General features: G+C 63.4%; 20 protein-coding genes. 8 read left to right on the top strand and 12 right to left on the bottom strand.

Features of this window, described 5'->3' with window-relative positions; genetic code table 11:
- Genes DFR46_RS10290 through DFR46_RS10305 form a run of 4 tightly spaced genes read right to left on the bottom strand, consistent with a single transcriptional unit; the run spans position 1 to position 2,821 of the window.
- Positions 1-561, bottom strand: a complete 561-nt coding sequence (locus tag DFR46_RS10290) for a pyridoxamine 5'-phosphate oxidase family protein (RefSeq protein WP_116236365.1) — start codon at positions 559-561, stop codon at positions 1-3.
- Positions 562-592: 31 nt separating this feature from the next.
- Positions 593-1,144 (bottom strand): DUF924 family protein, encoded by a 552-nt coding sequence (locus DFR46_RS10295; RefSeq protein ID WP_116236366.1) that lies wholly within the window; start codon positions 1,142-1,144, stop codon positions 593-595.
- Positions 1,141-2,571, bottom strand: a complete 1,431-nt coding sequence (gene tldD / locus DFR46_RS10300) for a metalloprotease TldD (RefSeq protein WP_116237280.1) — start codon at positions 2,569-2,571, stop codon at positions 1,141-1,143. The genes DFR46_RS10295 and tldD overlap by 4 nt, the downstream gene beginning before the upstream one ends.
- Before the next feature lie 19 nt (positions 2,572-2,590).
- Positions 2,591-2,821 carry a zinc-finger domain-containing protein gene (locus DFR46_RS10305; RefSeq protein ID WP_116237281.1) on the bottom strand — a complete coding sequence of 77 codons (231 nt, stop codon included), beginning with the start codon at positions 2,819-2,821 and terminating at the stop codon, positions 2,591-2,593.
- A gap of 377 nt (positions 2,822-3,198) precedes the next feature.
- On the opposite strand from DFR46_RS10305, the gene DFR46_RS10310 reads away from it, so the two are divergent.
- Positions 3,199-3,705 carry a DUF4402 domain-containing protein gene (locus DFR46_RS10310; protein WP_116236367.1) on the top strand — a complete coding sequence of 169 codons (507 nt, stop codon included), beginning with the start codon at positions 3,199-3,201 and terminating at the stop codon, positions 3,703-3,705.
- A gap of 132 nt (positions 3,706-3,837) precedes the next feature.
- Here the strand turns inward: DFR46_RS10310 and DFR46_RS10315 are convergent, their stop codons facing one another.
- A complete protein-coding gene (locus DFR46_RS10315; RefSeq protein WP_116236368.1) occupies positions 3,838-4,356 on the bottom strand; it encodes a DUF4402 domain-containing protein in 519 nt (172 codons plus the stop codon).
- Between the two features lie 136 nt (positions 4,357-4,492).
- Between DFR46_RS10315 and DFR46_RS10320 the strand changes: the two genes are divergently transcribed.
- From DFR46_RS10320 to DFR46_RS10335, 4 genes are read left to right on the top strand one after another with little or no spacing between them, the layout of a single operon-like run.
- On the top strand, positions 4,493-5,413 hold the full coding sequence (locus tag DFR46_RS10320) for an ABC transporter ATP-binding protein (RefSeq protein ID WP_116236369.1): 921 nt from the start codon (positions 4,493-4,495) through the stop codon (positions 5,411-5,413).
- The gene (gene nadB / locus DFR46_RS10325) at positions 5,410-7,002 is read left to right on the top strand and encodes an L-aspartate oxidase (protein ID WP_116236370.1); all 1,593 of its coding nucleotides are present in this window, start codon (positions 5,410-5,412) and stop codon (positions 7,000-7,002) included. The genes DFR46_RS10320 and nadB overlap by 4 nt, the downstream gene beginning before the upstream one ends.
- A 47-nt stretch (positions 7,003-7,049) precedes the next feature.
- Positions 7,050-9,827 (top strand): DNA polymerase I, encoded by a 2,778-nt coding sequence (gene polA / locus DFR46_RS10330; protein WP_116236371.1) that lies wholly within the window; start codon positions 7,050-7,052, stop codon positions 9,825-9,827.
- 22 nt (positions 9,828-9,849) lie between these two features.
- A complete protein-coding gene (locus DFR46_RS10335) occupies positions 9,850-11,340 on the top strand; it encodes a lipopolysaccharide biosynthesis protein (protein WP_116236372.1) in 1,491 nt (496 codons plus the stop codon).
- Between the two features lie 51 nt (positions 11,341-11,391).
- Here DFR46_RS10335 and purH read toward each other — a convergent pair whose 3' ends face one another.
- The 5 genes from purH to htpX form a co-directional block, all read right to left on the bottom strand.
- Positions 11,392-12,981, bottom strand: coding sequence for a bifunctional phosphoribosylaminoimidazolecarboxamide formyltransferase/IMP cyclohydrolase (gene purH, locus DFR46_RS10340; protein WP_116236373.1), 1,590 nt, complete (start codon positions 12,979-12,981; stop codon positions 11,392-11,394).
- A 46-nt stretch (positions 12,982-13,027) separates the two neighbouring features.
- On the bottom strand, positions 13,028-14,737 hold the full coding sequence (locus DFR46_RS10345; protein WP_245953802.1) for a heparinase II/III family protein: 1,710 nt from the start codon (positions 14,735-14,737) through the stop codon (positions 13,028-13,030).
- A 20-nt stretch (positions 14,738-14,757) separates the two neighbouring features.
- Complete coding sequence (rpe, locus tag DFR46_RS10350; protein ID WP_116236375.1) at positions 14,758-15,420, bottom strand: ribulose-phosphate 3-epimerase; 663 nt, start codon at positions 15,418-15,420, stop codon at positions 14,758-14,760.
- Between the two features lie 113 nt (positions 15,421-15,533).
- Entirely contained in the window at positions 15,534-16,826 is a 1,293-nt protein-coding gene (locus tag DFR46_RS10355; RefSeq protein WP_245953805.1) for an RsmB/NOP family class I SAM-dependent RNA methyltransferase, read from the bottom strand.
- Positions 16,823-17,764 carry a zinc metalloprotease HtpX gene (gene htpX / locus DFR46_RS10360; protein ID WP_116236376.1) on the bottom strand — a complete coding sequence of 314 codons (942 nt, stop codon included), beginning with the start codon at positions 17,762-17,764 and terminating at the stop codon, positions 16,823-16,825. Before htpX ends, DFR46_RS10355 begins: the two co-directional genes overlap by 4 nt.
- A 65-nt stretch (positions 17,765-17,829) precedes the next feature.
- On the opposite strand from htpX, the gene DFR46_RS10365 reads away from it, so the two are divergent.
- The gene (locus DFR46_RS10365) at positions 17,830-18,000 is read left to right on the top strand and encodes a DUF1674 domain-containing protein (protein WP_116237282.1); all 171 of its coding nucleotides are present in this window, start codon (positions 17,830-17,832) and stop codon (positions 17,998-18,000) included.
- A 19-nt stretch (positions 18,001-18,019) separates the two neighbouring features.
- Here DFR46_RS10365 and DFR46_RS10370 read toward each other — a convergent pair whose 3' ends face one another.
- Positions 18,020-19,006: an NAD(P)H-dependent glycerol-3-phosphate dehydrogenase gene (locus DFR46_RS10370; RefSeq protein ID WP_116236377.1), complete on the bottom strand. Its 987-nt coding sequence runs from the start codon at positions 19,004-19,006 to the stop codon at positions 18,020-18,022.
- Positions 19,003-20,037 carry a tRNA (adenosine(37)-N6)-threonylcarbamoyltransferase complex transferase subunit TsaD gene (gene tsaD, locus DFR46_RS10375; protein ID WP_116236378.1) on the bottom strand — a complete coding sequence of 345 codons (1,035 nt, stop codon included), beginning with the start codon at positions 20,035-20,037 and terminating at the stop codon, positions 19,003-19,005. The genes DFR46_RS10370 and tsaD overlap by 4 nt, the downstream gene beginning before the upstream one ends.
- A gap of 41 nt (positions 20,038-20,078) precedes the next feature.
- On the opposite strand from tsaD, the gene hemC reads away from it, so the two are divergent.
- Both hemC and DFR46_RS10385 read left to right on the top strand, forming a co-directional pair.
- A complete protein-coding gene (gene hemC, locus DFR46_RS10380) occupies positions 20,079-20,999 on the top strand; it encodes a hydroxymethylbilane synthase (protein ID WP_116236379.1) in 921 nt (306 codons plus the stop codon).
- Entirely contained in the window at positions 20,996-21,688 is a 693-nt protein-coding gene (locus DFR46_RS10385; protein ID WP_116236380.1) for a uroporphyrinogen-III synthase, read from the top strand. The genes hemC and DFR46_RS10385 overlap by 4 nt, the downstream gene beginning before the upstream one ends.
- Positions 21,689-21,713: the final 25 nt, after the last annotated feature.

Genomic DNA, 21,713 nt, shown 5'->3' on the forward strand with positions numbered 1-21,713 from the left:
CTATGCATCCGCCCCGATATAGCGATCCGTCTGACGGACCGGCAAACCGTCTATGCTGCGTGTTCGCCCCTGCCTTTTTTCTGTCCAGGCCTCGGGATCGGACTGGGCGTGATATTTGACGAGCGTTTCGCGGTCGTTGACCAGTTCCATGATCGGCACGCCCCAGCCGCAGCTGGTTTGCACCGAATCGATAGCGATATCGAATATCTGGCGCGTGCCCGGCAGCAGCGTGAAATGCGCGGCAAGCTCGTCCCAGCCCGCATCCTGCGGCAGCACCGGGACGCCCCGGCCATAGATGCGAAAGATCAGCGCCGGATTCTCAAACGCGCAGAACATGAGGGTGATGCGGCCGTCGGCGACGAGATGAGCATGGGTTTCATTGCCCGACCCGGCAAGATCGAGATAGGCGACGCGCCTGGGCGAAAGCACACGAAAAGCGTCATACCCTTTGGGCGAGAGGTTTACCCGGCCCTCCGGCGCCGCCGTTGCGACGAAGAACATCGGCTGCTTTTCGACAAAAGCGATGTGCTTGTCGGTCAGCTCATCGAAAAAATCGGCCATTCGTTCCTCCGTCGCATAGAACCGTTACAACTTACCAGATAGCGCCGCTTTCGATAGCCGCCTTTTCCTCATCCGTCGTCTCGCGCCCCAGCACGGCATTGCGGTGCGGAAAGCGGCCGAATCTCGCGATCACCGCACGATGCGCCCGCGCATAGCCAAGCGAGCCTTCTCCCGAAAATGTCTCGAACAGGGCCAGGCAGCGATCCTGATCGGCAAGGTCCTCGCTGTGCATGAACGGCATGTAGAAAAACTGGCGATGGCTCTCTTCATATTCGCTGTCGAAGCCGCGTGCTATTGCGGCGTTCGCTATGGCGCGGGCCAATGGGTCGCACGAAAAGGCCCGCGGATCGTCACGGAACATATTGCGTGAAAATTGATCGAACAGGACAACGGCAGCCAGCGCCGTATCGCCATTGTCCATAAAGCTATCGGCCGGTTCGCCTTGCCGGCCTTCCCAGTCGCCAAGAAAGCGCTCGCGCATCGCAGCATCGACAGCATCGTCCTTCCGATACCAGTCCTTCGGCGTCAGCTCGGCAAACCAGAATGCGAGGATATCCCGCGCCCATGCCGGAACGGTGTTCACCCCGCCGTTCCGCCGACCGTTAACCCGTCGACCAGCAGGGTCGGCTGTCCGACCCCCGCCGGGATAGACTGGCCCGCCTTGCCGCAGATGCCGATGCCTTCGTCGAGCTCCAGATCGTTGCCGATCGCCGCGACCTTGGTGAGCACGGTGGGGCCGTCGCCGATCAGCGTCGCACCCTTGATCGGCGCGCCGATCTTGCCATCCTTCACCCGGTACGCCTCGGTACAGCTGAACACGAACTTGCCGCTCGTGATATCGACCTGGCCCCCGCCGAAGCTCTTGGCGAAGATGCCGTCCTTGACCCGGCTCATAATCTCCGCCGGATCGTCATTCCCCGCGCGCATGAAGGTGTTCGTCATGCGCGGCATCGGCGCATGGGCGAAACTCTCACGCCGACCGTTGCCGGTCGCCGGCACGCCCATCAGCCGGGCATTCATCCGGTCCTGCATATAGCCGGCGAGAATTCCGTCTTCGATCAACACCGTTTCCTGGGTCGGTGTGCCTTCGTCGTCGATCGAGAGCGAACCGCGGCGATCCACAATCGAGCCATCGTCGACAACCGTGACGCCCGGGGCCGCAACGCGTTCGCCGATCCGTCCCGAAAAAGCCGATGTGCCCTTACGGTTGAAATCGCCCTCCAGGCCGTGGCCGATTGCTTCATGAAGCAGAACCCCGGGCCAGCCCGGGCCGAGCACGACCGTCATTTCACCCGCCGGTGCAGGCTCCGATCCGAGATTGACGACCGCCTGAGCAAGCGCTTCGTCAATTGCGCGATTCCAATTGGCCGGTTCGAACAGGCGATCATAGAGATAACGCCCGCCCATACCGAAAAATCCGGTTTCGCGGCGCCCGTTTTCCTCGACGACAATCGACACATTCAAACGCACCAGCGGACGGATGTCGGTTGCGACATAGCCATCGGGGCGGACGATCTCGACCACGCTCCACGAGCCGGAAACCCCCGCCGTGACCTGCACGACGCGCGGATCGCGGGCACGCGCGGCGGCATCGATCTGCTGGCACAGTGCGACCTTCTTGGCGAAGGGCACGAGGGTAAGCGGATCGCTATCGGTGTAGAGATGCCGGTTGGTCGGGCGCGGCGGCGCCTGGCGCGGCTGGTTCGCCGGATCGAGCAGACGCATGGTTTCGCCCGCGCGCAGAATCGCCGCCTCGCTAATTTCATTGGCATGAGCAAAGGCCGTGGTCTCGCCCGATACGCCGCGCAGGCCAAAACCCGCCTCGGTGCTGTAATCGGCGGTCTTCAGGCGCCCGTCGTCGAAAGCAAAGGCTTCGCTCGCGCTATATTGCAGATAAAGCTCGCCATCATCGGCGGTCTTCAGGATCTCCGCCGCAAGCGATTGCGCGCGATCGGGATCGAGGGCATCCGGGCGGTAGAGGAACGAGCGGGGGTCGGAGGCTGATGTCATGCTTGCCGATATAAGGCGATTAAGCGGCGGATACACCCTCGTCCGACCGATTTTCGCCGGAAACGGTATCGGCCGGCCCGCCGATCAGCACAAAGCGTCGATCACAATAGCCACAATCGACAAAACCCGCTTCGTCGATCTCCAGCCAGACACGCGGATGGCCCAGCGCGGCTCCGCCGGGAATGTCGTCGGCACCATCGCACGCGACGCGGGACTGGCTGACACGGAGGGTTTCGGGTTGATCGGTCATAGTGGCGATGCGCATAGCAAGCACCCGATTGCCGCGCAATCGGCTTAGACTGTCGATAGCAATGATTAGAAGCCCGGCGTCGGCCGGATGCGCGGTAATTGCTTGCTCATGCCCGGATCAAACGGGGCCAGAGCGGAAAATGCGCGCTGCGAGAACGGCGGAGGCCGAAAACTCGTGGGCCATCTTGCGCCAGAAGCCGGAGAGGGTTTTCCAAGTCATGCCAGCATAATAGGCCCGCACGCCTTAACCCATTCCTGTGCAGCACCCTTAAGAGAGCGTTAAGCGCGATGCATTCGTTACCCCGCTGTTAACCATAAGGATTGACGGGATTTTGAGCATGAACGGCCATAAGCGGCCTGTCGGATCCGGGGGGATTTATGGAACGCAAATTGTTATGGGCCATCATGGCTCCAGCCATGGCCTTGAGCCACGCCGGTACGGCGCTCGCCGCTGATGAAGCCGGCGACGCCGAAGCCGTGATCGTAACACCGCTTTCATTGGTCAACACAAGCGATCTGGAATTTGGTGCACTATTGTCCGGGCCGACGGCCGGGACTGTCGTCATCGATCCCGATAATGACGCACGCTCGGTTACGGGCGGTGTCACGGCGGCCGGTTCGGGGGGGCAGGCCGCCCAATTCTGGACCTATGGGGGGCCGCGTCAGTTCATCTACGTAACGCGCGGCCCTCTTCCGGTCCTTGACCGGGTCGGCGGCGGAGGCAGCATGACTGTCTCCCAGCTGACACTGAACGGCCCGGTCTTCCGGTATCTGAATGGCGCCGGCCTGCTCGATCTGCGCGTGGGGGGCAGATTGCAGGTCGGCGCCAATCAGGCACCGGGCATCTATGAAGGCGATTTCCAGATAACCGTCACCTATTTCTAGGGCCGCTTTTCAGGATCCGGACCGTTATCGGCGGGCCGGACTGCCACTTCATACAGACAGCGAAAAGAGCGCTATGCGATGTACCGGGAGGCATATCGCATAGCGCTCTTGATGCTGCCCAGCCGGACGGGATCAGCGATAATCGACAGTGACGTCGAATGTTCCGTCATACACGCCTTCGGCCTGGTTGGCGCCGACAAGCAGCCGGCCACTGACGTAAAATGTGCGTTCTCCAGCCGCGTTCAGCCGCTTGTTCGCGCGGCCGTTGATCCGCACCCGATCCATTGTCATGCTTGCCCCGCCGCCTAGTCGCGACAGCGTTATCGGAGCAGGCGCAGTTGTGACGCGGACGCGCTGACGCGAAGGTCCGGTAATCAGGAACTCGCCGCGCTGGCAATTTGTGCCGACCAGCATTGCCCCGCCCTGCGCAACGCACGTGCCGTCATTGCGCCGGATATTGATCCGTCCCGCGACATTGCCCGGTACGATCGAGCCGAAATCGAGAACGGATATCTGGGTAAGCGTCAGCGGTTGCAAAATCTCCGTTTCGGCGTTGCTATCAACAGATGCGGCATAGGCCGGTGCTGTTGTCAGCAATAGGAATGCAACAGCGGGCAGCGCCATGCGGCGCTCAAAGCAATTGGATTTCATTATGATATTCCCCCTTGCCTCCTTTATCGCTGAAAATAGAGAATGCAGGCCGAACAAGGCTGGTTAACAGGCCGCAAAGCATAAACAGGCAGGGCCGAGCTTTGCGCCGTCCGCGCGACGCGCTATGCGCGGGCGCATGACCGATGCAGCCATTCATGTCGAAAATGTCACCAAAATCTATGAGGGTGACGTCCGCGCGCTCGACAATGTGAATCTCACCGTGCCGCGCGGCACGATTTTCGGCCTGCTCGGCCCCAATGGTGCGGGCAAGTCGACTTTGATCAATATCCTTGCCGGGCTGGTCAACAAGACGGCGGGTTCGGCCTCGGTATGGGGCTTCGATATCGACCGGGATCCGCGCAACGCCAAGGCGAGCATCGGCATCGTCAACCAGGAAATTACCTTCGATCCCTTTTTCACGCCCGCTGAAACGCTCGATATCCAGGCCGGGCTTTATGGGGTGCCGCGAAACGCCAAACGCACCATGGAATTGCTGAAAGCGGTGCGGCTCGAGGACAAGGCCGATGCCTATGCGCGCACCCTTTCCGGCGGGATGAAGCGCCGGTTGATGGTGGCCAAGGCCATGGTCCATTCGCCGCCTGTACTCATCCTCGACGAACCCACAGCGGGAGTCGATATCGATTTGCGCCGCCAGCTCTGGGACTATGTCCGCGAACTGCATGCTGGCGGCGTTACCGTCATCCTCACCACCCATTATCTGGAAGAAGCCGAGGAGCTGTGCGACCGGATCGCAATCATCAATCACGGCAAGCTGATCGCCGACAAGCCGACGCGCGAGCTTGTGAACATGGCGCAGGAGAAAGCGGTCGTCGTGACCGTCGAGAAGGATATCACGACCCTGCCCGACAGGAGCTGTTTCGAGAAAGTCGAACAGATCGATCACAACACGATCACGATCACCTATCGCAAGGACCGGGTGAATGCAGGCGAAGTGCTCACCGCACTTGGCGAGGCCGGCCATGTGATTATCGACGTAACCACCCGTGAAGCCGATCTTGAAGATGTCTTCCTCAACCTCACGCGGGAAGCGGCGTGAGCGATCACGACATCCTCATAATCGGGTCTGGTGCGGCCGGGTTGACCGCTGCCATTACGCTGGCCGAGCGTTTCAAGGTCTTGGTGCTCGCCAAGGGTGCGATCTCGGGCGGCTCAACGGCCTGGGCGCAGGGCGGGATTGCGGCCGTGCTGGAGCCCGGCGACACGTTCGAAAGCCATATCGACGACACGATGGATGCGGGAGCCGGCCTCAATCGCCGCGAGACCGTGGAGTTCGTCGTGGAAAACGCACCGCGCGCCATCGCCAATCTCGTCGAGCTGGGCGTGCCTTTCAATGTCGAGGACGATGGCGACCTCCACCTGACACGCGAAGGCGGGCACAGCCATCGCCGCATCGTCCATGTCGACGATGCCACGGGCTGGGCCGTGCAAGAGGCCCTGGAAAACGCCGCAAAGGCCAATCCGAATATCACCATGCTGCCCGATATGGTGGCGGTCGACCTGATCACCGACCGACACAGCGAAGCGCCGACCGACACCGACCATGTCTGGGGTGCCTATGCCTTCAACAAGGCGAGCGGCCATGTCGAAGCCTTTGCTGCGCGCGCCACCATCCTCGCCACCGGCGGCGCAGGGCGCACCTATCTCTTCTCGACCGCACCGCGCGGCGCGACGGGAGACGGCATCGCCATGGCGTGGCGCGCCGGGTGCGGTATTTCCAACATGGAGTTCATGCAATTCCACCCGACCTGCCTCTACAATCTGGAGGTCAAGAATTTCCTCATCACAGAGGCGGTGCGCGGCGAAGGCGGGCATCTGAAATTGCCGCAGGATGCCCCCGACCCCGGCCACCGTTTCATGCCCGAATTCGACCCCCGCGAAGAACTCGCCCCGCGCGACATCGTCGCCCGGGCCATCGACCATGAGATCAAACGCTTCGGCCTCGACTATGTCCATCTCGATATCAGCCACCGCGATCCCGAATTCGTCAAAGGTCATTTTCCCAATATCCATGACAAGCTTATGGGGCTGGGCATTGATATGACGACAGGGCCGATCCCGGTCGTTCCCGCGCAGCATTATACCTGCGGCGGCGTGCGGATAGACCTGGACGGCCGGACCGACATGCCCGGCCTCTATGCCGCCGGCGAAGTCAGCGAAAGCGGGCTGCACGGCGCCAACCGGCTGGCTTCCAACAGCCTGCTCGAATGTTTCGTGTTCGGCGAGGCCGCCGCCAATCACATCTGCGCGCACTGGGGCGACCTGCCCGCGCCGCCTGCCATCCGCCCCTGGGATGAGAGCCGGGTAACGGATTCCGACGAGGAAGTCGTCGTCCAGCATAACTGGCGCGAGATCCGCCGTTTCATGTGGGATTATGTCGGCATCGTCCGCACCACGAAACGCCTGGAGCGCGCCCAGCACCGGGTGGAATTGCTGCGCAGCGAAGTCGACGAATATTACGGCAATTTCCGGGTAACGCCGGACCTTATCGAATTGCGCAACCTGATCGAGGTGGCAGCGCTGATCATTCGCTCGGCACTTGAGCGCAAGGAAAGCCGCGGACTGCACTTCACAACCGACTATCCCGACCTCGCCGACAAGGCCCTCGATACGGTGCTAACGCCTTAGCCAGCAAGTCCCTTTGCCCCGCGCGGCGCATCGGCTAGACCGCCGCGATGCCATCGGAAAACCATCTCTATCTTGTCGACGGATCGAGCTATATTTTCCGCGCCTATCACCGGCTGCCGCCGCTCACCAATATCCGCGGCGAACCGGTGGGTGCGGTCTATGGCTATACGACGATGCTCTGGAAGCTGGTCGACCAGCTCAATGCCGAGGACGGGCCGACCCATATGGCGGTGATTCTCGACGCCGGCTCGCAGACATTCCGCAACGATATCTACGACCAGTATAAGGCGAACCGCCCGCCGCCGCCCGAAGACCTTGTCCCGCAATTCCCGATGATCCGCGATGCGACGCGCGCCTTTTCGCTGCCCTGTATCGAGGAAGAGGGCTTTGAAGCGGACGACCTGATCGCTTCCTATTCCAAGGAGGCGCTCAAACAGGGATGGAAGGTCACCGTCGTCAGTTCCGACAAGGACCTGATGCAGCTGATTGAACCCGGTCTTGATCTCTACGATACGATGAATGATCGCAAGCTGGGGCGGGACCATGTGCTTGAGAAATTCGGCGTCGAGCCGGAGAAGCTCGGCGATGTGCTGGCGCTGATGGGCGACACATCGGACAATATTCCCGGCGTCACAGGGATCGGGCCGAAAACGGCTTCCAAGCTGATCGGCGAATATGGCGATGTCGAGGCCGTGCTCGCCGCCGCGCCGGACATGAAGAAATCCAAGATGCGCGAGAATCTGATCGAGCAGGCCGACAATGCGCGGATGTCGCGCGTGCTGGTGACGCTCCATGAGGAATGCGACCTGCCCGAAGAGTTGGACGATTTCGCGCTCAAGGGCATACCCGAAGAACCGCTGCGCGCCTTTCTGGAAGATCATGGTTTCAAATCGCTGCTGACGCGGATCGGCGGCGGAACGGACGGGGCGGGTGCCGGCGCAGAACGAGCCCAGCATTCCAGCGAAACCGATGTCGGCCCGGAAGACGACGACCCGCCGATTGATCGCAAAGCCTATGAGACGGTGACCGACGAAGTAGCGCTCGACCGCTGGATCGCGGAGGCGCGGCGCATGGGCCATGTTGCGGTCGATACCGAGACGGACAGCCTGGAATCGGTGACAGCGCGGCTTGTGGGCGTGTGTCTGGCCACCGAGCCGGGCAGGGCCTGTTACATACCGCTCGGCCATGGCGGCGACGACCTGCTCGGCGAAACGCCCGACCAGATCGATTTTGACGCCGCCATCGCGAAGCTCAAACCCCTGCTCGAAGACCCGGCCGTCCTCAAGATCGGCCATAACCTGAAATATGACATGGGCGTTCTGACCCAGCATGACATTGCGCTCGCCCCGATCGACGACACGATCGTCATGAGCTTCGACCTGGAAGCGGGCATGCACGGCCATGGCATGGATGAGATCGCCCAGCTGTTTCTCGGCCATGAGTGTATCAAGTTTAAGGATGTGGTCGGCACGGGGAAGAAACAGATTTCCTTTGCCCAGGTACCGCTCGACACGGCCACGGAATATGCAGCCGAAGATGCCGATGTCACGTTGCGCCTCTGGAAACGCCTGAAACCGCGGCTCTCCACGGACAAGGTGACGCGCGTCTATGAACTGGTCGACCGGCCGCTCGTTCCGGTGATTGCCGGGATGGAATGCGCAGGGATCAAGGTGGACCGCGAAGAGCTGGCCCGCCTGTCGGCCGAATTCGCCAAGCAGATGGAAAGCACCGAGAAAGAAGTGCACGCGATTGCAGGCGAGCCTTTCTCCATCGGCAGTCCAAAGCAGTTGGGCGAAATCCTGTTCGACAAGATGGGGCTGAAAGGCGGACGCAAGGGAAAGTCCGGCGTCTGGTCGACCGATGTGAACGAGATGGAACGCCTCGCCCGGGACGGCGAGCCCATCGCCCAGAAAGTGCTCGATTGGCGGCAGCTTTCCAAGCTCAAGTCCACCTATACCGATGCGCTGCAGGCGCAGATCAACCCGAAAACCGGGCGCGTTCATACCAGCTATTCGCTGACCGGCGCGCAGACGGGCAGGCTGTCCTCAACCGAACCCAATCTGCAGAATATCCCGATCCGCACCGAGATGGGTCGCAAGATCCGCTTCGCCTTTGTCGCGGAGCCCGGCAACGTGCTGCTCGCGGCCGATTACAGCCAGATCGAATTGCGCCTTGCCGCGCATATGGCCGATGTGCCGACGCTCAAACAGGCATTCGAAGCCGGCGAGGATATTCACAACCGGACCGCGCAGGAGCTGTTCGGCGAGGTCAATCGCGAGACGCGCGGACGGGCCAAGACGATCAACTTCGCTATTCTCTACGGTATTTCCCGCTGGGGCCTGGCCGGACGGCTCGAAATAACGCCCGACGAGGCGCAGGCCATGATCGACCGTTATTTCGAACGCTTCCCCGGCATCAACCAGTATATCACGCAAACGCTGACCGCTGCGCGCGAGACCGGGTTTACCGAAACACTGTTCGGCCGCCGGACGCATTTTCCGCGCATCAAAAGCAAGATGCAGCATGAACGACAGGGGGCCGAACGCGCAGCGATCAACGCGCCGATCCAGGGCACTAGCGCGGACATCATAAAACGGGCGATGGCGCGCATGGGGCCAGCGCTGGCCAGGGCCGGACTCGATGACGTCAGAATGCTGCTTCAGGTGCATGACGAACTCGTCTTTGAGCTGCCGGAGAACGACGTGGAATCAGCCTCTTCCGTAATCCGTGACGTCATGGCGTCGGCCGCCGGGCCGCTGGTGACGATAGACGTTCCGCTGGCGGTCGATATCGGCACCGGCCTGAGCTGGGGCGCCGCGCATTGAGGGCCGCCAATAGGGGCTCAGTATGACGGAGGGGAAAGAGCCGCCTCCGCCTGACCTTTCTGCCCTTGCAAAAGGCGGCCGTACGAATCTGTTCGGTTTCGTCCTGCGCCTTGCAGCCCGGATACCGTTTCTGTTCATCGCCGGACGCTGGTACGGCGCCGAAGCGCTCGGCATTTTCGCCTATGCCGTGATCGTCGTCGAATTTGCGGCCCAGCTTTCGACGCTGGGGCTGAAACGCGGCCTTGCAGAGCAATTGTCCAAGACGGACCGGCCCCATGTCTTTGTCGTCTGGGATGCGATGCTCGCGGGGTTCGTGGCCTCGGCGATTGCCGTGCTCCTGCTCGTCGCCTTTCCCTGGGCGATGTTCCCGAACAGCGAGATTCAGGGGATGGAGCGACTGCTGCCGCTGACTATCTTCGCGCTGGCTGCGTCGGACATCGCGCTCGCGGCGCTGGCTTATCGCCACGATATTGGCGCAACCGTGCGCGCGCGGGCGATTGTCGAGCCATGGACGATCAGCATCGCGGCATTCGCACTCGCCTTCTATTCCCTGCGCGACGGGCTGATCCTTGCCTATGTCCTCTCGATGCTGGCAGCGCTCGTCGCATCGCTCTGGCCGTTGTTCCGAAGCTACGGGATTCCCTATGGCTGGCGGCCCAAACCGATTCGGCTTCTGATGCTGGCCTGGCACAATCTCCCGCTGGCGGCGGCGGATGCCATCGAATGGGCGTCCCGGCGCATCGACATCGCCATTCTCGGCCTGTTCTTCTCGCCCACCATCGTCGGCATCTATTATGTTGCGCAGCAGATCGCCTCGCTGCCGCAAAAGCTCAAAACCAGCTTCGACCCGATATTGGGACCGGTCATCACGCAGAATCTGCGGGTCGGGAACAAGGCTGCAGTCGCCCATCAGGTTCGCCAGGCGGGCTTCTGGATCATCGCCGCCCAGGCCGGTGTTGCGCTCGCGCTCGGCATTCCGGGCGAAGCGTGGATGGGCCTGGTCGGCCCGACCTTTGTCGCAGGCACCGGCGTTCTCGCCTTTTTGCTGGCGGCTGAAGTGGTCGCCGCAACCGCAGCGGTATCCGAGTCCGCGCTGATCTATGTCGCCCGGCACCGCAATCTCGTAATTTCCACCGTCATGATCGGTGTCCAGGCAGGCCTGAGCGTCGTCATCATCCTCATCATGCGGGCCTATGACCTCCCGCTGCTCTATCAGGCGACCGGCCCGGCGATTGCGCTGATGCTGGCGCTCGGCGGTGCATCGATTGCCAAGGCGCGGCTACTGTCCCGGCTGCTCGAAGCGCCGGTCAGCCCGTGGCGCTGGGCGCTTGTCTGGGCGGCGGCAACGGCGACGGTGACCGGCTATATTGCGACATTCTTCCCGGAATGGAGCGAACTCATTATCGGCGTTCCCGCGGTACTCGTCGTCTATTGCCTGATCATCTGGTATCGGGGCTTCGGCCCGGACGACCGGATCCTGTTCAAGATGGGGAAAAAAGGCGAAGCTGTTTGACTTGTCCGAACGTTGCACGTGCAACGTCGCTGCTAAGGAAATTCTGACAGATTAATGCCGGAAATGCCGCATTCCAGTGAAGACCATGGCGAGGCCTGCCTCGTCCGCCGCGGCGACAACCTCATCATCGCGGATCGAGCCACCCGGCTGGATCACGGCTGTGGCCCCGGCTTCCACAGCGGCCATCAGTCCATCAGCAAACGGGAAGAACGCATCGGAGGCAACCGCCGAACCGATCGTGCGCGCTTCGCCCCAGCCGGCTTTCTCCGCAGCATCCCTGGCCTTCCACGCAGCGATGCGCGCCGATTCCAGCCGATTCATCTGCCCGGCGCCAACTCCGGCGGTACTGCCATCTTTGGCGTAAACAATCGCATTGGATTTGACGTGCTTGGCGACCGTCCAGGCAAACAGGCAATCGGCCAGTTCCTGTTCAGTAGGCTGGCGTTTTGTCACGACTTTGAGATCGTCGGCACCGATCCGGCCATTGTCGCGTGCCTGGAAGAGCAGACCGCCCGCAATCGTCTTCATTGTCATGCCGGGCCGAGCCGGGTCGGCAAAGTCGCCCGTCAGCAGAAGCCGCAAATTTTTCTTCTTCGCGAAGATTTCCCGGGCCTCGTCATCGGCATCCGGTGCAATCACAACTTCGGTGAATATTTCGGTAATGGCGGCGGCGGTTTCGGCATCCAGCGCATGGTTCAGCGCAACGATACCGCCAAAAGCCGAAACCGTGTCGCAGGCAAAAGCCGATCGATACGCCTCAATGGCGGAGCCAGCGACAGCAACGCCGCAGGGATTGGCGTGTTTGACGATGACGCAGGCGGGCTGGGCCGCCTCGAATTCGGACACCAGCTCCAGCGCGGCATCCGCATCGTTGAAGTTATTGTAGCTCAGTTCCTTGCCCTGCAGCTGCTCAGCCTGGGCTATGCCCGGCGCGCCCGGCATGTCCGGCACATAGAGCGCCGCCGCCTGGTGCGGGTTCTCGCCATAGCGAAGCGCCTGTTTGCGATGCACCGGAATCTGCAGGCGTTCCGGAAACTGCTCGCCCTGATCGGCAAAGGCGAACCAGCTCGCAATCATTGAATCATAGGCTGCCGTCGCCGCAAAAGCCTTTGCAGCCAGACGTTTACGAAATTCAAGCGACGTCTTGCCGCCATTGGAATCCAGTTCTCCGACCAGCTCCGCATAGTCAGACGGGTCGGTGACGATGCCGACATGGGCGTGGTTCTTCGCCGCCGAGCGGACCATGGACGGCCCGCCAATATCGATATTCTCGATGATGTCGGGGCGCTCCGCGCCGCGCGCCACAGTGGCGGCGAACGGATAGAGATTGACTACCACAAGATCGATCGCGCCGATATCATGAGCCTCCATCGCCGCGACATGCTCCGCATTGTCGCGCACTGCGAGCAGCCCCCCATGCACCTTGGGGTGCAGCGTCTTGACCCGGCCGTCCATCATCTCCGGAAAATCCGTCAGTTCCGAAATATCGCACACCGCAAGCCCCGCTTCGCGGAGCGCCTTCGCCGTGCCGCCCGTCGAGACAAGCTCAACGCCATGGCGCACCAGCGCCTGACCGAGTTCGGCTAGGCCCGACTTGTCCGATACCGACAAGAGCGCCCGGGTGATTGTAACATCCGACATGTGATTTCCTGAGTGAGAGAGTGGATCGCCGCGACCTGTTAGCCGTCTAGCCCGCACGGCGGAAGAGCCAACCGATCGTCGTGCCGCCGGGTGAGGATTCGCCGGCAAGCACCAGTTGTTTTGTTTTGCAGAGGCGCGACTTCTCGTCGATCCAGACACTGTCGTCGATCATCAGGCCCGTACCCCGGCACCGAAAATGCCAGGCGGGCCCGCCTTCGACGCGCAGCAGGGCACCCATATTGTCCGCCGTCGGTGAAACCTCGACCCCTGCCCCCAGATGGAAGCGGATCGCAAAGGCCGCGCCTTCGGATTTGTGCCGCCCGCCCGGAAGCAGCACATCTTCCCCGCGCAGTTCGTCCCCGTCTTCGGACAGGCCGAGCTGGCGGCGATGGACGAATCCGAAGCGCGGCACATAGCCGTCATGGCTTGCTTCGAGCCGCGCAATGCCGTTGCGCTCGCGCCGGTTGAGCTCGACTTCGACAACACCGCGCCCGAGCGAACCATCGGCGTTTAGCGCCGTCGAATTGCTGTCGCCTATGGTGAGGGTCGAATGGGCGGCAGTCGTGCGCAGTCCCTGGGCAAAATTTCCAGGCAGGGCCGAACCGCCCGCGCCGCCGCAATTGACAACGATACGGTGCGGTCCGTGCGACAGTTCAAAAGCCAAGGTCGAAGCACAGCCGCCGGTTTCCAGGCGCATCGAAGGCGGCGGCGCGGCGTCGACGACCAATACGGTGTCGCCCGCAGTCATCCGGTGATAGCCCCAGTCGCGCGCCTTGCGGAGCGGCAAACCGCGCTGACCGCTGGCCTCGATCGCCGCCGCGATCCGGCGTCCGGGTACCGGCGGGCCGCCCTGCCAGCTCGACAGGCCGCCATCGCCCAACGTGACGCCAAGCAGCGCTGGCACCGCAAAGGAAAGCGCCGAGGAAAAGGCCGCGGGAAAGGCAATGCCCCGCGAATCATAAGCCGATCGGAGCATCGCCAGAGTTTCGACCAGCGCGAGCTGCGCCACGGGAGACCGGCAGATGATGCCGCCATCGGCCGTCAATGTTTGCGAAAGCGAGCGTTCGAGGCCAACTTCGCCGCGCGCCACTCGCGATTCCCCACCCTGGACCAGCAGCCCGGCACCTATCACGCCCGCCCAGGCGCGCACCTGGGTCAGGCCCGGCGGCTCCTTGGGGGCTGCGCGGTCGAGATGGCGTGCGCCCCGCGCCAGGGTGTTGAGCACCGCAGAGCGGTAGACGAGATCGGCGGAAGACAGGATCAGCGGCGCATAGCTTGCCCAGAGGAAGATGCGGTGCCCCCACATTTCCGTCCGCCAGCCGGCTTCCGCCACCTTGCCGCCATGCGTTTCAAGCCAGTTGCGCATGAGCTTTTCGGCGATAGGCGCGGTTTCCTCGCGCGGCCCCGCCGAGGCGAGATCGCGCAGCCATTCGAAGCTCTGCAGATAGTCGGCAAGTCCGGGCGAGACGTTGAGCGTCGCGAAATCGAGATCGGCGAGCCGCGTTTCCTGTCCGTGATACAGCGCCCGGCCTTCGAGCAGCGCCGTGCCGCGCGTGCGATCGCCGGGAATCGGATCGCCGGGCACGGCGAGCAGTTTGAGCGGGAATTTACCGCGCAGGCGGAGCCGGTGCAGCGGCGTTCGCCAGAGCATATGGCGAAACCGCGTCGCCAGACGCTCGGACAGCGACAATCCGCCATCGTCGAGCCGTATCAGTCGCCGTCCCTTGTCGATACCGTCCCGGGATTCGTCGGGCATATCAATCCGCCCGGCGTGAGTCATTCACCCCTCAGGGCGCGGATATTGGCTGCATAGAAATCCGGGCCGCCGCGGAATGTCGCGGTGCCGGCAACCAGCGCATCGGCGCCAGCGGCGATAGCGCGCGGAGCCGTTTCGGCATCGACGCCGCCATCGACTTCCAGATCGATCGGCTTGCCGAGCGCGTCGATCCGTGCGCGGATGGCTTCGATCTTCCTGAGCTGGCTCTCGATAAAGCTCTGCCCGCCAAAACCAGGGTTGACGCTCATCACCAGAACCAGATCGATCTCTTCAAGCAGGTAATCAAGCGTTTCCACCGGGGTAGCCGGGTTGAGCGAAATGCCCGCCCGCTTGCCCAGCGATTTTATATGCTGGATCGTCCGATGGACATGCGCGCCCGCTTCGGGATGCACAGTGATCGTGTCGGCACCCGCCGCCGCAAAATCGTCGAGAAAGGAATCGACCGGCGAAATCATCAGATGGACGTCGAACGGCTTGTCGGTATGCGGCCGGAGCGCTTTGACGACACCCGGCCCGATGGTGAGATTGGGTACGAAATGCCCGTCCATCACGTCGATGTGAATCCAGTCCGCACCGGCTGTATCGATCGCACGAACCTCTTCCCCCAGCTTTGCAAAGTCTGCGGAGAGGATCGAGGGCGCTATGCGGACGGGGCTGGCCATAATTGGGCAGACTTAGGTGAGGGCCGCGAATCGGGCAAGCAGATGCGGCCGTCCCTGCGGACTATTTGGGGATAAGATGCACGGTTTGCGCGACCAAGGCTCAGGAGCAGGACCTAGCTGTGCCGAAAACGGACAATGAAAAAGCCGTCCGCTCCGCCCGGATCGGCGATCTGGCCCGGCAAAATGCGCAGCCAGCCTTCGGGCACCGGCGCCAGGCCTTCGGGCAGCGACGCTGCATCGATGGGTTCGACCGTGAAAGCCGGATGGCCGGCAAGGAAATCCTTCGCCACAGCTTCGCCCTCTTCGGGTTCCAGCGAACACACGGCGTAAACGAGGCTGCCGCCGGGCTTGAGCCAGCGGGATGCCCGGTCGAGCATCGCCGCCTGGATCTCGGCACTTTCGGCGATCAGGCGCGGACTGGCCCGATAGAGAACATCCGGATGGCGGCGGAAAATGCCGGTCGCCGAACAGGGGGCGTCGACAAGGATGGCATCATACTGCTCATCCGTCGCCCATTCGAGCGCGTCGGCGCAGACTGTGGCCGCCGACAGTCCGGTCCGTGCGAGATTTTCCGAAAGTCGCGTCAGACGACTTTCGGCCCGGTCGAGCGCCGTCACCTGCCAGCCCTGCGCCGCCAGTTGCATGGTTTTGCCGCCTGGCGCGGCGCACAGATCAAGGGCCTTGCGGCCCTCGCCGAGGCCAAAGAATCTTGCCGGAAGCGATGCCGACACATCCTGCACCCACCATCGGCCTTCGGCATAGCCGGGCAAGTCGTGCACGGAAGCGCGCTCCCGGCGCACATGGCCGGGCAGCAGGCTCTGGCCGCCCAGTTTTGCAGCCCAGTCTTCGGTGTTCGCCGGATCGGCAAGGATGATATCCAGCGGCGGCGGTACGGCAATGGCTCGCGCAGCGGCTTCCACCATGGCGTCGCCCCAATGGCGCTGCCAGCGCATGGACACGGGATAGGGCAAGGTCGGTATTTCGGGCAGTGTGACTTCCTGCCGCGACAGCGTCCCGAAAACGCCGTGCGCCAGCCGTTTCGGCCCGCCCGCCAGCAATGGCAGCGCCGTCGAAATCGCGGCGTGATGCGGTGTACCGAGCGCCAAGGCCTGGGCCAACGCCATCCGCAAGACCATGCGCGCCTTGGCGTCATCGGGCAGCGGGTTTTTCGTCGCGCTGTCGATCAGCGCATCATAATCGGGCAGGCGGCGCAGCACTTCGCCGGTAATGGCCGCGGCCAGCCCGCGATCGTCGGCGCGTTTCAGGCGCCGGAACGCCTGGCCCATTGCGGCATCGACCGATTTCCCCTGACGCAGAACGGCATCGAGCAGCTGCAACGCCGCCCGCCGGCTTTCAGCGCCCTGCACCGCGCGCGGCTTGTCGCGCGGTTCGCCCTGCGCGCTCAACGGCCACGCCCATGCGGGTCGAGCGCGCTACCGCGCCGGGCAGGTTTCTGGCCCAGCGTACCGCCGGGTTTCTGGCCGACGCCAAAGGATGGGGTTGCAGGTCCACTGTTCATGACGGAGGCCATTTTCTCGAGTTCGGCGATCCGGCTGCCCGTGTCCGGATGGGTGGAAAACAGGCTGCGCGCGCCGCCGAACAGCGCCGGGACGATATAGAGCTGGGCTGCTGCCGGGTTGCGGTCGACAACCGGGTTGTGAATCTTCGACGCGCCATTGGCGAGCTTGGCCAGCGCCGAGGCCAGGGCCCCGGGCTTGCCGGATATTTCCGCCCCGCCGCGATCGGCGCCATATTCCCGGGTCCGGCTGATCGCCATCTGGACGATCATCGCGGCAAAGGGCGCAAGGAATACGGCAACGAGCGCGGCGATACCCGCGCGCCCATTGCCGCCGCGAAAGAAATAGCCATAGCTGGCCAGCATGGAGATCGCGCCGGCGATCGTCGCCGTCATCGTCATAATCAGCGTGTCCCGGTTGCGAACATGGGCCAGTTCATGCGCCATGACGCCTTCAATCTCGTCGCGATTGAGAATATCGAGCAGGCCCGATGTTGCCGCAACCGCGGCATTTTCCGGGTTGCGGCCGGTTGCAAAGGCGTTGGGGTGAGGCGATTCGACGATATAGACTTTCGGCATCGGTAGGCCCGCCCGCTGGGCCAGTTGCTGAACAAGGCCGTAAAATTCCGGCGCGGTTCGGGCGTCGACCTCGCGCGCTCCATGCATCCTGAGAACGATCTTGTCGGCATTCCAATAGGTGAAGAGGTTCATCCCCGCCGCCAAGACAAGCGCCAGGATCATGCCCATCCGGCCGCCGAGCATCAGCCCGACGCCCATGAAGAGCGCCGTCATCACCGCTAGCATTATGAGGGTTTTGAACTGATTCACCTTGCGTCTCCGTCTTCAAGCCCCGAAATGGGGACTGGCAGGCGATTTGGCAATTGGAGGACTATATGGCTGGCAAGCGCCCCGACTGGGTCAAGGCTCCCGCATATCTTTCCGAAAGCCCGCCGGTTCCCGAGCCCGAGCCTGTCGAGACCCAGTCCGAACATGGCGGCAAGGATATGCTTGAACCGACGCGCTATGGCGATTGGGAGCATAAAGGCATTTGCTGGGACTTTTAGCGCCAGACCATCCTTTCGCCTAACGCTCATTCTTGAGCGGCCGGGCCATCAGCGCCTCGACCGTCGCCTCGACCGAATTTTTCCCCTCCAGCAGCGCGCAAACCGCCTCGGTTATCGGCATTTCGACACCGGCGTCATGCGCCGCTTCGCGCAGGACCGGCGCAGTGTGCGCGCCTTCGGCAACCGTGGTGCGATCTGCGAGTAGTTCCGCGCCCGACTTGCCTTCACCAAGCCCCTTGCCGAGCGAAAAATTGCGCGAGCTGGTCGACGAACAGGTGAGGACGAGGTCGCCCAGCCCCGACAAGCCGGCCAATGTTTCGGCCTCCGCCCCCCGCGCCAGTCCGAACCGCGTCATTTCCGCAAAACCACGGGAAATCAGCGCCGCGCGCGCATTCTGGCCCAATCGCTTTCCTTCCACCACGCCGCAGGCGATAGCGAGGACATTCTTCACCGCGCCGCCGATCTCGGCGCCGATCACATCCTTCGACAGATAGGGCCGGAAAGCCGGACTCGCCAGGCGCGCGGCGATCGACTGGCCCAGCACCTGATCCTCACAGGCCAGGGTCACCGCGGCCGGCAATCCGGCGGCGACTTCGTGCGCAAAAGTGGGGCCGGACAGGACAGCGATCGGCGATCCCGGATACACTTCGGCCGCGACCTCGCTCATCAGTTTTTTCGAGCCCGCCTCTATGCCCTTCGCGCACAGGATCAACGGCGCAAAACCGATCGACGCCGAACCGAGTATCTCGCGCACATGCTGGGCCGGCGCGACGACGAGAATTGCGTCGCAATCGGCCAGATCGTCCAGCTGACTGGTTGCGCGGATCTTGCGGGACAGTGGAATATTGGGGAGAAAGAGCGGATTGGCGCTCTGATCGTTGATCGCACGGACGACATCGCCCTCGCGGGCCCAGAGGACAACCGGATCGCCGCCCGCCGCCGCGGCTTGCGCCAGCGCCGTGCCCCAGGCGCCGCCGCCGATAACCCCGATTGTTTCTATCGTCATGCCTTTACTCCTGCGCCTCTGGCTTTAGCGGCATCGGCGTCAAGCGGCCAGCGGGCGCGGGCGGGAATATCGAGCGGGTCACTCAGGTCCGCGGCAAAGCGTTCGACGCCGGCCCAGGCGATCATGGCCGCATTATCGGTGCACAGCCAGGGCGGCGGTGCGATGAAGGGAAGGCCGTTCCGTTCGGCCAGCGCCCGCAGCGCTCCGCGGATTGCGCTGTTGGAGGCAACCCCGCCCGCAACCACCAGCGCCGTGATATCGCCTGCCGACGCAAGCCCTCTGGCCGTGCGGTCCACAAGGCAATCGATCGTCGCTGCCTGGAAACTCGCCGCGATATCCTCAGGCGTGTAGTGGCCGCTGTCCCGTGCACGAAGAACGGCCGATTTCAGGCCGGCAAAGGAAAAATGCGGATCCGCCCGCCCCACCATCGGCCGGGGCAGGGGCACGGAGGCCGGATCGCCCGTTTGCGCCGCCTTTTCCACTGCCGGGCCGCCCGGAAAGCCAAGGCCGAGCAGCTTCGCCGTCTTGTCGAAGGCTTCGCCGGCGGCATCGTCGATGGTCGTCGCCAGTCTTTCGTACGACCCGACACCCTTGACGAGCAACAGCTGGCAATGGCCGCCCGATACGAGCAGCAGCAGATAGGGAAATTCGAGCGCCGGGTCCGCCAGCCGGGGCGAAAGCGCATGGCCCTCGAGATGGTTGACCGCAACCAGCGGCTTGCCGCCTGCCAGCGCCAACCCCTTGCCCGTCATCAGGCCCACCATGACGCCGCCGATCAACCCGGGACCCGCCGTGGCCGCCACCGCATCGATATCGGACAGGGAAAGTTCAGCCTCTTCAAAGACTTGTGCTACGAGTGGTGTCATGACTTCAACATGGGCGCGCGCCGCTATCTCCGGCACCACCCCGCCAAAGGGGCGGTGCGCCTCCTCCTGCCCCGCCAGCGCATGGGCGAGAATTTCGCGCTCGCTCGTCACCAGCGCGGCCGCGGTTTCGTCGCAGCTCGATTCGAGGCCCAGAATGATCGCCATACCCCTTCCCTGCCACCGCTTCCCCGGCTAGCACAAGCCTCATGACGACAGCTCTTCGGATAGGGACGCGCGGATCGCCGCTCGCCATGACACAGGCACGCATGGTCAAGGCGGCGCTGATCGCCGCGCACGGCCTGAACGAGGCGGACATCGCGATCGTGCCGGTGAAAACGACGGGCGACAGGGTGCAGGACAGGCCCCTCGCCGAGATCGGCGGCAAGGCGCTATGGACCAAGGAACTGGACCGGGCCCTTGGCGACGGGACGATCGACTGCGCCGTGCATTCGATGAAGGATGTCGAGACGATACGGCCGGCCGATATCGTGCTGGCGGCTTATCTGCCGCGCGCCGATGTCCGCGAACGGCTGATCGGCGCGGACAGTATCGAAGCGCTGCCCCGGGGCGCGCGTATCGGGACATCCTCGCCGCGCCGCGCCGCCCAGTTGCTGTGTCTGCGCCCCGATCTTTCCGTCATGACGCTGCGCGGCAATGTGGCGCGGCGTCTGGCGGCTGTCGAAAGCGGCGATGTCGACGCAACCTTGCTCGCCGCCGCCGGGCTGGAGCGTCTCGGCCATGCCGATATCGGCACTGCAATTCCCGTCGAAAGGATGCTGCCGGCCGCACAGCAGGGCGCGATCGGCATTGAAACGCTTGCCGAAAACGCCCGGGTCCGCAAGCTGCTGGAGCGTATCGACGACCCGGCGACGCGCCAGTGCATCGAAGCCGAACGCGCCCTGCTCGATACGCTCGGCGCCGATTGCCATTCGCCGGTGGCCGCGCTTGCACGGATCGACGATGGCGTCATAACCGTGACGGCCGAACTGCTGCTGCATGACGGCAGCGAACGGGTCGGGCAATCGGCAGGCGGGACGATCGATGCCCGGCACGATCTGGCGGAGGAACTCGCTCGGGCATTGCTCGACGCAGCGTGCCCGGCCTTGCGGGCCCTGTTTGCCGGATGAGCCCGCCGCTCATCGTCTTCCGACCGGAGCCGGGCGCCAGCGCGACCGCGAAACGCGCCCGGGCGGAGGGTTGGGCGGTTACTCTCCTCCCGCTGTTCGAAATTGTGCCGATCGCATGGCAGCCGCCCGATGCGGACAATTTCGATGCGGTCCTGATGACCAGCGCCAATGCCGTGCGCTGCGGCGGGCCCCGGCTGGCCGACTATCATGGCCTGCCCCTTTATGCGGTGGGCGGGCAGAGCGCGGAGGCGGCGCGCAAATACGGCTTCGGGACCGTCATCGCCGGCGAGACGAACGTCGCCGAACTGGCGGACCGGATACGGGCCGAAGGCGCGGTGCGCCTCTTTCATCCATGCGGTGAACACCGGCGGACGTTTGACGAAAGCGGGCTCGGTATCGTCCATGTTCCGGTCTATGCGGCCCGCCGCACGGCACCGCCCGACCTAGCGCAAGCGATCGGCGATGAGGCGATCCTGCTCGTCCATTCGCCGCGGGCGGCACGCTATCTCGACACGCTATGCACCGCGCAGAGCATCGCGCGCGGCACGGTTTCGCTGGTCGCGATAAGCGAGGCGGCGCTCGCTGAAGCCGGGACAGGCTGGCGCGCGGCGCTGGCTGCGGAACGCTCGACCGACGCCGCCATGCTGGCCGCCGCTTCTTCACTAGGCGGACGGTCCGCTATCGGGTAAAGCAGCGGCCCGGCGCACATATCGT

Source organism: Parasphingopyxis lamellibrachiae (assembly GCF_003385775.1).
GTDB lineage: Bacteria > Pseudomonadota > Alphaproteobacteria > Sphingomonadales > Sphingomonadaceae > Parasphingopyxis > Parasphingopyxis lamellibrachiae.

Coding starts and splice junctions, on each gene's coding strand:
- DFR46_RS10290 (WP_116236365.1), bottom strand. CDS start 561: ATGGCCGATTTTTTCGATGAGCTGACCGACAAGCACATCGCTTTTGTC.
- tldD (WP_116237280.1), bottom strand. CDS start 2,571: ATGACATCAGCCTCCGACCCCCGCTCGTTCCTCTACCGCCCGGATGCC.
- DFR46_RS10305 (WP_116237281.1), bottom strand. CDS start 2,821: ATGACCGATCAACCCGAAACCCTCCGTGTCAGCCAGTCCCGCGTCGCG.
- DFR46_RS10310 (WP_116236367.1), top strand. CDS start 3,199: ATGGAACGCAAATTGTTATGGGCCATCATGGCTCCAGCCATGGCCTTG.
- DFR46_RS10315 (WP_116236368.1), bottom strand. CDS start 4,356: ATGAAATCCAATTGCTTTGAGCGCCGCATGGCGCTGCCCGCTGTTGCA.
- DFR46_RS10320 (WP_116236369.1), top strand. CDS start 4,493: ATGACCGATGCAGCCATTCATGTCGAAAATGTCACCAAAATCTATGAG.
- polA (WP_116236371.1), top strand. CDS start 7,050: ATGCCATCGGAAAACCATCTCTATCTTGTCGACGGATCGAGCTATATT.
- DFR46_RS10335 (WP_116236372.1), top strand. CDS start 9,850: ATGACGGAGGGGAAAGAGCCGCCTCCGCCTGACCTTTCTGCCCTTGCA.
- purH (WP_116236373.1), bottom strand. CDS start 12,981: ATGTCGGATGTTACAATCACCCGGGCGCTCTTGTCGGTATCGGACAAG.
- DFR46_RS10345 (WP_245953802.1), bottom strand. CDS start 14,737: ATGCCCGACGAATCCCGGGACGGTATCGACAAGGGACGGCGACTGATA.
- rpe (WP_116236375.1), bottom strand. CDS start 15,420: ATGGCCAGCCCCGTCCGCATAGCGCCCTCGATCCTCTCCGCAGACTTT.
- DFR46_RS10365 (WP_116237282.1), top strand. CDS start 17,830: ATGGCTGGCAAGCGCCCCGACTGGGTCAAGGCTCCCGCATATCTTTCC.
- DFR46_RS10370 (WP_116236377.1), bottom strand. CDS start 19,006: ATGACGATAGAAACAATCGGGGTTATCGGCGGCGGCGCCTGGGGCACG.
- tsaD (WP_116236378.1), bottom strand. CDS start 20,037: ATGGCGATCATTCTGGGCCTCGAATCGAGCTGCGACGAAACCGCGGCC.
- hemC (WP_116236379.1), top strand. CDS start 20,079: ATGACGACAGCTCTTCGGATAGGGACGCGCGGATCGCCGCTCGCCATG.
- DFR46_RS10385 (WP_116236380.1), top strand. CDS start 20,996: ATGAGCCCGCCGCTCATCGTCTTCCGACCGGAGCCGGGCGCCAGCGCG.